Here is an 11,798-nt window from a genome sequence, read left to right on the forward strand (position 1 = left end):
ATATGGGGGAATTTAAAATGAATAATACACCAAAATTAAAATTAGGAATTGTGGCAGTAAGTAGAGACTGTTTTCCAATGGAATTATCATCAAATAGAAGAAAAGCAGTAGTAGAAGCTTATAAAGAGGCTCATGGAGATATTTATGAATGCACTATAGCAATAGAAAATGAAAACGATATGAGAAAAGCTTTAGCAGATGTTAAAGAAGCAGGTGTAAATGCTTTAGTTGTATATTTAGGAAACTTTGGACCAGAAAGTCCAGAAACACTGCTTGCTAAGGAATTTGATGGACCAGTTATGTTTGCAGCTGCTTCTGAAGAAAGTGGAGATAATTTAGCTGATGGACGTGGAGATGCATACTGTGGAATGCTAAATGCAAGCTATAATTTAGCACTTCGTAACATAAAGGCATATATACCTGAATATCCAGTAGGAACATCACAAGAAGTTGCAGATATGATTTCAGACTTTGTACCAGTTGCTACAGCATTACTTGGATTAAAGAATTTAAAAATCATTTCTTTTGGACCAAGACCTCAGGATTTCTTAGCTTGTAATGCACCTATAAAGCAGTTATACAATTTAGGCGTTGAAATAGAAGAGAATTCAGAACTTGATTTATTTGCTTCATTCCACGAGCATGCAAATGATGCAAGAATTCCAGAAGTAGTAGCTGATATGGAAAAGGAATTAGGAGAAGGCAATAAGATGCCTGGTATTTTGCCAAAGCTTGCTCAATATGAAATTACATTATTAGACTGGGCAGAAGCACATAAGGGTTCAAGAGAATATGTTGTATTTGCAAACAAGTGCTGGCCAGCTTTCCAAACTCAATTTGGATGTGTTCCTTGCTATGTAAATAGCCGTTTAACAGCTAGAGGAATCCCAGTATCTTGTGAAGTTGATATTTATGGTGCATTAAGCGAATTCGTTGGAACTTGCATAAGTCAAGATGTCGTAACTTTACTTGATATAAATAATACAGTTCCAAAGGATATGTATGAATCAGAAATTAAGGGAAAATTTGATTACACATTAAAGGATACATTTATGGGCTTCCACTGTGGTAACACAGCCGCTTGTAAGCTAACAAGTTGTACTATGAAAAATCAAAAGATTATGGCAAGAGCCTTGGAACCAAATCAAGAGCCAAATATAACTAGAGGAACCTTAGAAGGAGATATCGTACCTGGAGATATTACTTTCTTTAGATTACAAAGCAATGCAGCTTCAGAGTTAACAGCTTATGTAGCAGAAGGTGAAGTTTTACCTGTTGCAACACGTTCCTTTGGATCAATTGGAGTATTTGCAATTTCTGAGATGGGAAGATTTTATCGTCACGTACTAGTTCAAAAGAACTTCCCACATCATGGTGCAGTTGCATTTGGACACCATGGAAAGGCAATCTATAATTTATTTAGGTATTTAGGCGTTAAAGAAGTTGGCTTTAATCAGCCAAAGGGAATGCTATACAAGAGCGAAAATCCTTTTAAATAGTACATTAGTTGATTAACTTATTTAAACATTGAGAAACAAAGCTGTAGTGGATTAATCAAAGAACCTTTGATTAATCCACTACAGCTTTGTTTCAAGTTTTATGTTTTAAATTGAGTCATAGTATCCATTAAGCTTTCTGCAGCAGCTGCATTTTTGGAGGATTCCTTAGAAATTGAATCAGTATGTGAAGTAATATTAGTTAGGTTTTCAGCAATTTCGCCTGAGGCCCTTGTAACTTCAGATACAGTGATAGCAACTTCCTCCATACTTTTGGAAATTTGGTCAACAGATGTAGAAATATTAGTTGAGAATTCAGAAATATTTTCAACAATGTTTTTAACAGTTTCTCCATCAGTTTTATACTGCATACTTGTATCTACTAAGTTTGAATAATCTTTCATTACATCATTTTCAATAAAGTCTAAAATTTCTTTTGAGGAAGTAGATAAATCGCCTACAGAAACTAAAACCATATTAACATTTTGTTGAATTTCACCAACTGCTTCAGAAGCTTGTTCTGCAAGTGTACGAACCTCTTCTGCAACTACTGCAAATCCTTTTCCATGTTCACCAGCTCTAGCTGCCTCTATTGCTGCGTTTAATGCTAATAAGTTAGTTTGTTCAGCAATATCTAAAATACTATTTGCCATTTCTGATATCTTTTGAACAACAGCTGAATCTTCAATAGCCTTTTCTAATTTTATCTTTGAATTTTTATAAATATTTTCAGCAGTTTCTTTTGATTTTAAAGAATTTAAGTTTATTTCATCAGCCCTCTTTTGAATTCCAAATGCAACAGCTAGACCTTCTTTAACTTTTTTTGCTGAATTTGTAACATCTTCTTTTACAGTAAGTGCCATAGAAGATACTTCTTGAACAGAAGCCGAGGATTGCTCCATTCCAGCAGAAATTTCTTCAGAAGCAGCAGAAACTTGTTGAATTTGGGTGTGTACATCATTAAACCCTTTTTCGGTTTTATTTATACTCTCTGTGATATTTAAACTTTCATTTTTTACTGTACTCATTGTAGTTTTTAGAGTACCTATTGTATTATTTAAGGATGTGATAGCTTCGCCTATTTCATCTTTAGAAAATGCTTTTAATTGGAAGGTTAGATCTCCCTTGGCAATTTTATGTGAAATCTCCGTAAGACCCTTAAGCTGAAATTTTATACCCTTAATGATAAGGAATACAAAAGAAACAATCAATATTATACTAATAAAAGATATTATAACCAATAAATTAGAAAGCTCGGAGCTTAGAGCATTTGCTTCAGCACCTTTAGTAATAGTAATTTTATTTTCTAATGCTATTAAGGTATCTATACTTGAAAGCCAATCCGTTTCAAATCCTTTTAAATTACCTAAAATTTGTCCTACTTCCTCACGACTCATATTTTTTTCAGAAAGGTCTTTGGAAACATCAGCCATAACATAGGATGTCGAGCTTTCAGCAGTCTCAACATTTTTTATTGCATCTTTACCAGCCTGTGATGTAATTAATTTTTTTAATTGACTTTTATGAGCAGCATACTGTGATAAATATTGATTTACTAGGTTATGGTCAGAAACAGCATCACTACCCATGGCAAAGTTTGTGAAGCTTATAAGAGCTTTAGATATATCGTCCTTCATAGAATAAGCTAGAGCGACTTTTTTGTTGTCGACTAGTGTTACTTCTGTGAAGGAGGAATTAATGGTTTTAACTTTAATTATAGTAAAGGCGCAAATCGATATAATTATGACTAGGATAATTCCAAAGGTGCCAATAAGTTTACTTATAAGTTTTGTGTTTTTTAATCTCATCAAAATTTCCTCCAAAGTTTATATATAGTGAAGTTAGCTTAACAACAAATTATATTAATAATGTCGAAAAATGTCGTATAAACTTTAGATAAAATTATAATTATGGAAAAAATTTAGATGTGCTTTAATGGCATAAGGTACAAATTTTATTGAATAGCATGTGATATATTTACTTCTCATTATTTATTTTTTTTATATACTATTGCATTAACTTCTCCACCTATTATTATTATATTTGAAAGAATAAAAAGCCAGGTAAGAAGGGCGATTACTGCACCTATACTCCCATAAAGTAAAGAATAGTTTGAAAAATTATTTACATAAAATGCAAAACAAATTGATACAATTATAAGACCAAAGGTAGCTGTAAAAGTTCCAGCAATTACTTCTCGCCATTTTAGTTTTATACTAGGAGTATATTTATAAACTGTAGCAAATATAAAGCTTATAGATAAAAATATTAATATGTATCTTAAGATATCCCAAACAAGGCTAAAGGAATTGGAGAGCTGAAACGTATATACTAAAAAGCTGCCAATTATATGTCCGAAAATTAAAAGCATAGTTGTTAATAATATAATAAGCATGAGTCCAAAGGTACATAAAATTGACATGGAATAAAGTTTTAATTTGCTCCTTTTTTCTTTTAGGCCATATGCCATATTAATTCCTCTTATAACAGCTTGAAAGCCACTACGAGCAGTCCATATGGTAAAAATCAAACTTAGAAATAATATCTTACTATTTTTTGTGTTTACTATATGTATAACAGTATCATTTATAAGTGTTAATACATCCGAAGGTAGTACTATATTTAATACTGTAAGTACGTCATTGCTTTGAAGTTTCATATATCCTATAAGGCTTATTATAAATATTAAAAAGGGGAAAAAAGAAAATACAAGGCTAAATGCAAGTTGAGAAGACAAAGCCATTACGTCATCTTTTATAAATTTTATTATTATCCATTTTAAGTAGTAAAATAATTTCTTTAGCATAATATCCTACCTTAATCTCCTACGTTACTGATTTAGTTAGAGATATTATATCATATAGCAGGGTAATTTAATACAAAACTAGTTTTAATATATGAGTATTTATAAATTTAAAGTAGCAAAGTTTATTTGAAGGTTTTCGTATATTCCTACCTTTATAATATCTTTAAAAGTATAGGATTTAGGAGAGGCATAGTGCATGGTAGAAGTATCCAATCTATATACAAACACGGTTTCTTCCATAGGGTTAACAATCCAGTACTCTCTAACCTTAAACTCTTCATATAAGTTTAATTTTCTAACATAATCATTAGAAGGATTAAAAGGAGATACCACTTCAACAATCATATCAGGAGCACCAGTGCAACCCTTATCTGTTAACTTATTTTTATCACAGATGATAGAAATATCGGGCTGAACTACATTTTTACTATTATTTATATCTTCATCACCATTTCTCAATATTACATCAAAGGGTGCCGGATATACCTTGCAAGAGCCATTATTTGATTTTATATAGCTTCCTATTTCAATTAGTAATTGAGATATTAATTCTTGATGCTTTCTTGATGGGGCAGCAGCCATTTTATATATATGACCATCTATAATTTCAACACATTCATCTTCTGGAAAAGTTAAATAATCAGCATAGGTATATAATTTGTTTTCAGCAGTATTATTCATAGTTTTAGCTCCTCTCTACTTTAGAATTTTATTAATTTATTTACAGATATTATACCATATACAGAGGATGGTGTTTAATACGTAACTTAAAATTATTGCGAACCTTTATTCAGAGTACAGAGTACAGATGACAGAGTACAGTTAAGGATGATTTACCTTTCCTTACGTCAGGTAAATCTTAAACTTAAATGTTGTCAGCTTCGCTGAACAACATTAATGCCGAGATTGCGTAAGCAATCAAAAATAAGTTTTTAGATTTTTCGTAGCGTTAGCGGAGAAAAATCATCATTCACTGTACTCTGAATAAAGGTTCACAATGTTAAAATTTTGTACTACAGCATCTTAGAAAATTCCCATTACAAAATGTTGAACCCCAAGAGAAGTAAGTGATAAAACTATCCAGCATATAAAGCCTAGAAAAATTGGTTTTCCACCATTTTTAATAAGCTTTACAATGTTAGAGTTTAATCCTACAGATACCATTGCCATTACAATGATGAATTTTCCACACTCTACTAAAAGGTTAGTAAGCTGTGTTGGCATTTGGATAAAGGTATTAATTACTGAAGTGGCTATAAAACCAAGTACGAACCAAGGAAATATTTTAATTAAATTATAGCTACCTTCATTATTTTTATCTCCCTTTTTAGAAGTATATATAGCCAGAACTAGAGTAATTGGAACAATGGCTAAAGTTCTTGTAAGCTTTACTATAACTGCAAGATTTCCAGCTGCATTGCTATAAGCATAACCAGCAGCTACAACAGACGAAGTATCATTGACGGCTGTTCCTGCCCAGAGGCCAAAACATTGATTACTCATACCAAACAAGTGACCTATAAATGGAAAGGCAAAAGCAGCGATAGCATTAAAAAGAAATATAGTTGATATAGAATGAGCTACTTCTTCCTCATTTGCATTAATAACTGGAGCAGTTGCTGCAATAGCAGAGCCACCGCATATAGAAGAGCCAATTCCAATCAAGGTTGCTGTTTTGCCATTTATATTTAATAATTTGCCAACAATATAAGCAGTTACAAAAGACATGGTTAAGGTAAAAGCCATTAGGATAAGAGTCTGCTTTCCAACTTTAAAAACATTAAATAGATTCATTCCAAAGCCCATAAGAATAATAGAGTACTGAAGTAATTTTTTTGAAGTAAAAGTTATACCATGATTAAGATAATTTGGCCTTTTCCAAAAGGCTAAAAGCATACCAAATAAAATTCCTAAAACAGGACTTCCTACAATAGGAAAGGTATTACCTAAAAGCCATGCAGGTATTGCTATAATTAGAGCGAGTATAATTCCGGGTAATTTATTAATTAGTGTTTTCATAAGATTTCCTCCAAATGTTTTATCTATATTTGATTACATTGTATAGCTTGACAACATATAAGTAAAATATTATTATCTAATTAATATAATAAGTATTTACTAATATATTGGAGCAAGGAGATAATTATGAGCTTAAGACATTTTAAGATATTCGTTGCGGTATGTGAAAAAATGAATATGAGCAAGGCCGCGGAAGCACTTTTTATATCTCAATCCGCAATCAGTCAAGCGATTTCTGAACTTGAAAATTATTATGGGGTGCGACTTTTTGAAAGATTATCACGAAAACTTTACTTAACGAGTGCAGGGGAAAAATTGCTAGGTTATGCTATGCATATGATAAAGTTAAATGAAGAATTGGAAAGTTCCATGAAAGCTTTACACGAAAAGGGTTCTATAAGAATTGGAGCAAGTGTTACTATAGGAGCTTATGTATTACCTAAACTTGTTGCACGATTTCAAAATATAAATGCTGAAACAGATATAAAGGTATATGAGGAAAATACCGAGAAAATTGGAAAGATGATTCTTAATGATAAAATTGATATAGCACTTGTAGAAGGTCAAATATCGACTCCAGATATTTTGCAAATTCCCTTTATGAAGGATGAACTTATACTTATTTGTGGGCATAATCATAAATTTGCAAAACTTAAGGGTGTTGAGCCAAAGGAACTTGAAAGAGAAAAATTTATTATTAGAGAAAAGGGAAGTGGAACCCGAAAAACCTTTGAAGATAAGATGACGGAGAAAAAGTTGAACTGGGAAGCCGCTTGGATATGTAATAATACTGATACTATTAAAATGTCGGTTGCAGAAGGATTAGGGGTTTCGGTTATTTCTAGATGCTCATGCTTAAATGAATTGTCTCGTAAAATCCTTTATGAGATACCTGTTAAAGGTGTTAGTTTTGAGAGAGAGTTTAAAGTTATATATCATAAAAATAAGTATTTAACGGGAACAATAAAACGATTTATAGAATTATGTATGACAAACAATTATACAATTTAATTCAAGGAGAAATTATGAAGCCATATAGTATATTAAATAACTTGGTTTTTTTAGATATAAAAAGAGCAGAAACTGATTCCATGCAAGTCAGTGCTATTAAGGTGAAAGATAAAGTGGTCACAAAATTTAATAAATCACAAGAAGTTAATGAGCTTAAGAGAAATTTTCAAATTTTTGCTGAAGGCCTGCCATTAGTGTGTCATGATGTATCTTTTCAAAGAAATCTTATTGGAGTAAGTAATAAGTTTTTAGACTCAGTTGAGCTTGTGGCTATGCTTTTTCCAGAGCTTCCGGAGTTCAAGCTTCAGTATCTAAAAAACAAATTTGTACCTAAAGGAAGTAAGGCAGAGGAAATAGGAGAAGTTCTTAATTTTGTTATAAGTGAGTTTTATAAAGAAAATGGATATGTTATGCCTATGAGTTTTACAGAGCTTGAGCATTGGGATTGGTATAAATATATTTCTAACATAAACATGAATGAGGTTAAATTTTTTGTAGATGACAAAGAGGAAGTTGCATTAGAAAATAAAGAAAAGGAACCTTATCCTGTTTTTGCACTTAAGGATTATGAAAAACTATTTGAAAATACAGCTATTTGGAAGCGTGGAGGAAGAAGCTATACTTTAAGAACTCAGCAGAGAGATGCGGCAAAGGTCATAAGAGAAGGACTTGAAAAAGGGAAAATTACAATAATGGAAGCACCAACTGGCATTGGAAAAAGTATGGCATATCTACTGCCTTCAATTATTTATACACATCTTAAACAAGAAAAAGTGATTTTATCCACAAACACTAAGGGGTTACAAGGTCAACTTGTGGATAAAGATATTCCAAATATTTTAGAAGCTCTAGATTTAAAAAGAGATGTTAACTATACCTTAATAAAGGGAAAAGGCAATTATCTATGCTTTGATAGGTTTGAAGATATAGAATATCCGAGTGATATGAAAACTCTACTTGGTTATGTGTATTTAAAAAGGTTGTTAACGGAAAAGCAAATTGGGGATATTGAAGAAATAAGTGACGATATAAAAGAAAAATTTAATTTAAATGAATTATTAGAACAGTGTTTTTGTGATTCGGAGCTTTGCGATGTGGATAGCTGCAGATATAAGGAAAGATGTTATTACGCTTTAAAGGTTGAAGCTTTAAAAGAAGCTCAGCTAGTTGTAGTAAATCATTCACTTTTATTAAAGTGGCCTTATCAAAGTATTGCACCTCTCCAAAATATTGTGGTGGATGAAGCACATAATTTAACTAAAGAAGCTTATGATACGTTTGAAAGTAATTTGATTTCTTATGAGTTTGAGAAATTTTTAAAGGATATATATGATAGTAAGGAGAAAAAAGGGTATCTATATTATTTATCCAAAAGAACTAAGAAAGAAAACTTGCCATTAAATGAAATAGAGAGTGATATAGAAACGTGCAAAAATGAAATTAGCAGTACTAAAGCTGCTTTTGAAAATTACATATCAACTAGTGGAATAAGTAGAGAATACAATATTAAAGAGCATTTAAATAAGCTTAATTCTAAAGTAGCAAGGATAATGGAACACTTGCAATATCTTAAAGAGGACATATCTAAACTTAATATAGATTTAGAAAAGGCTGTTTCAGTTTTGAAAAACATATCTCACTTAGAAAAAGATAAAAGCCTTAAAATATTAGGGGAAAAAATAGATGCTATGAATACATATATTAGTCTTTTGGATCAAGTTTCTGTTCAAAGCGAAGAAAATTATTGCTTTTATTTTGAGGTAGATAGAAATTTTAAATGGTGGAAGATATCTAGTATACCCTTAGAGATAGCAGGAGTTTTTTATGAAAAAGTTTTAAAGGGAGTTAATAGTTGTTTATTTTTATCAGCTACCTTAAGTACGGATAAGGGGTATGACAATATAAAAAATACCTTGGGAATTAACATTGCTAAGTCCCAAAATAAAGAAATAGTAGAAGTGACTCCTATAAGACCAATATTTCAATATAAAAAGAAAAGTGCAATTTATGCTATAGAAGGCATGGATCCAAACGATACATATGCTTTTGTAAAAGAAATGAAAGAGTTTGTTTTAGAACTTTTAAATAACACTACTGGCAGTATTATTATACTTTTTACAAGTAGAAAAAGGCTTGAAGAATTTAAAAATCAAGCGGCAAAGGAACTTAATACCTTAGGAATAACTGTTGTTGAAGGAAAGAAAGATATAGGAAAATTGAAATCTAGGAAGGAACGATACATCCTCTTAGGTTCAAAGGGATTTTTTGAGGGGATAGATATACCAGGTGATACTATGACAACAGTAGTCTTAGATAAATTGCCAAATATAAATAGTAAGGAACCCTTTTATAAATCTTTAATAGATAAAAAGGTTGAGAAGGGCAAGAACTATTGGAATGCTTATGGTGATGTGAATTTTCCTATTGTGTCTATAGACTTAAAACAGATTTACGGAAGAATTATAAGAACAGAATATGACTATGGAGCACTGTTTATTATGAGCAAATTTGATAGTAATAATTCAACTGTAAGGAAGCTTGAAAAACAGCTTTATGACGTTCCAATTATAAGACGGAATAGAAATGAAATTTTTAAGGATTTAAATTTAAGATTAATAAGGTGGAAGCAAATAAATCTATATAAGATAATGAAGGAAGTTAAAGAGCCTTTAAAAAAGTATATTTTACAAAAAAAGAAGCTTGGTGAAGTTAAATCGCCTAAGGATATAGAGAAGCATATAAATAAATTTATGTCATTGGAATATTATAAAAGGCACTTAGAATATGATGTGAATATTCAGTTAGAGAGTAAATTAGAAATTTGTATTAATAAAGAAAAAATAAGTTTAGGCAGAAGCAGAGCAAGTATATACGAATATTTTAAAGATATAAGATGAAGTATATATAGATATACAACTTGGAAATTAAAAATTTTAAATTCCAAGTTTATCCTAACAGCAATATTTTTCAATCATTGTGCATTGTGAATTGAAAATATTAGCATAAGGATACATTTGGTATTTATAATTTCAATATTTCAGGTTGTTTATCATTATTTAAATAATCAATAATATGAAAAGAAAGTTCATAATTATATAATCGTTCATAATTGTCTAGCGATATATTAAGCAATTCTATGATTTTATTTAGTCGATAAAAAAAGGTACTTTTGTGAATATGAAGTGCTTTTGATGCCTTTAGCGCATTACGATTTTGATTTAAATATGTACGTAAAGTCAAAAACAATTCACTTTTGGATTTTTTGTCATGTTCTATAAGAAAAAGAATATCTGGATGAATTGCAGCAAGTAAGAAACGCCTATCACTGCAATATGATAGTATTGAATCTGTTACTTTATTTTCGTAATATATAATTAGCTCATTCTTTGTATTTGGAGCATTTATTAATTTATAGGCTTGATGATAATACTCACGAAGATCTGAAAGATTACTGCAGCAATAACTTAAGGAACTAATAAAGCAGTTAAATTGAAGAAAGTTTTTAAGCTTATATTCTTCTAATTCACTAAAAGGTTTATTTAAATTTTTACTGATAAGCACGGTTAAATGCCCATTATAATAAGCTACTAAATCTGTTGGGAAAATAACCTGAAGCTGACTTTTTAAATAGTTTATTTTAGAAGAAGTTAATGCAATTTCATCAGTATTTGAAATTATTAAGAACCAGAAATTAGAGCAAAGAGTATGTCCCAGCTGATTAAATCTATTCCTAAAATATTCAGGATTGTCAATTGGCTTTTCTATTAAATCACTTAAAAGGTATTCAAATTGAGCCTCATAAGTTCCATAATAAAAATTACCCTTTTGCAGTTCTAAAGATAAAATTCCTGATAAAATATCTACAATTTTAAGATCTAAATCTAAAAAGCTTCTAGTTGTATCACGCATACAAATATAGCCAATTACTGATTTACTAATGTGTATGGGACAAAAAATCATGTGGTAATTGAGGTATTTAGATTCAAAGAAAAATGCATTTTTTGCTTGAAAGATTTTATCCATAAGTTTTTCTTCCTGCATGGTTTTTAGATTATTTAATGGTAAATAGAGAGTCCCATTTTTATTATCCAGCAATTCTATGCACTCATTTTTGGGGTAGTTTTCTAGTACAGAATAGCTAGAAGTACAAACAGTAATAGAATTGTTTAAGTAACTATGAGCTAATTTTAAGAGTTCCTTTATGCCATCATTGCTTAAAAGTGAGTTGTAAAGAATGTCTTTTATTTCAGTAAGTTTTTTATCATAATCAGCTATTTTCATATTTTGCTCCTTTCATATAACTCTTGTATCTATTGTAAGCTTTATTTAGAATTTTCTCAATTCGTATTCAGACAAATGTCTTAAATAAAATGATTTTTTTATTGAATTTTTCAATATTTGAAGGAAGTATTGAGAAGAAAAGATATATATAATAATTGTTAAAGGAATAACAATACTTTATAATT

8 protein-coding genes are annotated in these 11,798 nt (G+C 30.4%); 3 read left to right on the forward strand and 5 right to left on the reverse strand.

Annotated features, from left to right (window positions below; translation table 11 throughout):
• Positions 1-17 precede the first annotated feature (17 nt).
• Complete coding sequence (locus tag CUEA01_RS24045) at positions 18-1,499, forward strand: L-fucose/L-arabinose isomerase family protein (protein ID WP_234124941.1); 1,482 nt, start codon at positions 18-20, stop codon at positions 1,497-1,499.
• 98 nt (positions 1,500-1,597) lie between these two features.
• On the opposite strand, the gene CUEA01_RS24050 is transcribed toward CUEA01_RS24045, so the two are convergent.
• The 4 genes from CUEA01_RS24050 to CUEA01_RS24065 all read right to left on the reverse strand — a co-directional run bounded on the left by CUEA01_RS24050 (position 1,598) and on the right by CUEA01_RS24065 (position 6,321).
• Positions 1,598-3,304 carry a methyl-accepting chemotaxis protein gene (locus tag CUEA01_RS24050; RefSeq protein WP_234124943.1) on the reverse strand — a complete coding sequence of 569 codons (1,707 nt, stop codon included), beginning with the start codon at positions 3,302-3,304 and terminating at the stop codon, positions 1,598-1,600.
• 179 nt (positions 3,305-3,483) lie between these two features.
• Positions 3,484-4,302: a YihY/virulence factor BrkB family protein gene (locus tag CUEA01_RS24055; protein WP_234124945.1), complete on the reverse strand. Its 819-nt coding sequence runs from the start codon at positions 4,300-4,302 to the stop codon at positions 3,484-3,486.
• Positions 4,303-4,401: 99 nt separating this feature from the next.
• The gene (locus CUEA01_RS24060) at positions 4,402-4,983 is read right to left on the reverse strand and encodes a Uma2 family endonuclease (protein ID WP_234124947.1); all 582 of its coding nucleotides are present in this window, start codon (positions 4,981-4,983) and stop codon (positions 4,402-4,404) included.
• A gap of 342 nt (positions 4,984-5,325) precedes the next feature.
• The gene (locus tag CUEA01_RS24065) at positions 5,326-6,321 is read right to left on the reverse strand and encodes a YeiH family protein (protein WP_234124949.1); all 996 of its coding nucleotides are present in this window, start codon (positions 6,319-6,321) and stop codon (positions 5,326-5,328) included.
• A 126-nt stretch (positions 6,322-6,447) separates the two neighbouring features.
• On the opposite strand from CUEA01_RS24065, the gene CUEA01_RS24070 reads away from it, so the two are divergent.
• Together CUEA01_RS24070 and CUEA01_RS24075 are read left to right on the forward strand one after the other, a co-directional pair.
• Positions 6,448-7,332, forward strand: a complete 885-nt coding sequence (locus CUEA01_RS24070; protein WP_234124951.1) for a LysR family transcriptional regulator — start codon at positions 6,448-6,450, stop codon at positions 7,330-7,332.
• Complete coding sequence (locus CUEA01_RS24075; protein ID WP_234124953.1) at positions 7,305-10,229, forward strand: helicase C-terminal domain-containing protein; 2,925 nt, start codon at positions 7,305-7,307, stop codon at positions 10,227-10,229. Before CUEA01_RS24070 ends, CUEA01_RS24075 begins: the two co-directional genes overlap by 28 nt.
• A gap of 124 nt (positions 10,230-10,353) precedes the next feature.
• On the opposite strand, the gene CUEA01_RS24080 is transcribed toward CUEA01_RS24075, so the two are convergent.
• Complete coding sequence (locus CUEA01_RS24080; protein ID WP_234124955.1) at positions 10,354-11,613, reverse strand: PucR family transcriptional regulator; 1,260 nt, start codon at positions 11,611-11,613, stop codon at positions 10,354-10,356.
• Between the last annotated feature and the right edge of the window lie 185 nt (positions 11,614-11,798).

This window comes from Clostridium hydrogenum (genome assembly GCF_021432385.1).
Classification (GTDB): Bacteria; Bacillota; Clostridia; order Clostridiales; family Clostridiaceae; genus Clostridium_S; species Clostridium_S hydrogenum.

What these genes read in the sequence shown, in the direction of transcription:
- CUEA01_RS24060 (WP_234124947.1), bottom strand. Translation starts at nt 4,983, where the DNA reads ATGAATAATACTGCTGAAAACAAATTATATACCTATGCTGATTATTTA.
- CUEA01_RS24050 (WP_234124943.1), bottom strand. Translation starts at nt 3,304, where the DNA reads ATGAGATTAAAAAACACAAAACTTATAAGTAAACTTATTGGCACCTTT.
- CUEA01_RS24070 (WP_234124951.1), top strand. Translation starts at nt 6,448, where the DNA reads ATGAGCTTAAGACATTTTAAGATATTCGTTGCGGTATGTGAAAAAATG.
- CUEA01_RS24065 (WP_234124949.1), bottom strand. Translation starts at nt 6,321, where the DNA reads ATGAAAACACTAATTAATAAATTACCCGGAATTATACTCGCTCTAATT.
- CUEA01_RS24075 (WP_234124953.1), top strand. Translation starts at nt 7,305, where the DNA reads ATGTATGACAAACAATTATACAATTTAATTCAAGGAGAAATTATGAAG.
- CUEA01_RS24080 (WP_234124955.1), bottom strand. Translation starts at nt 11,613, where the DNA reads ATGAAAATAGCTGATTATGATAAAAAACTTACTGAAATAAAAGACATT.
- CUEA01_RS24045 (WP_234124941.1), top strand. Translation starts at nt 18, where the DNA reads ATGAATAATACACCAAAATTAAAATTAGGAATTGTGGCAGTAAGTAGA.
- CUEA01_RS24055 (WP_234124945.1), bottom strand. Translation starts at nt 4,302, where the DNA reads ATGCTAAAGAAATTATTTTACTACTTAAAATGGATAATAATAAAATTT.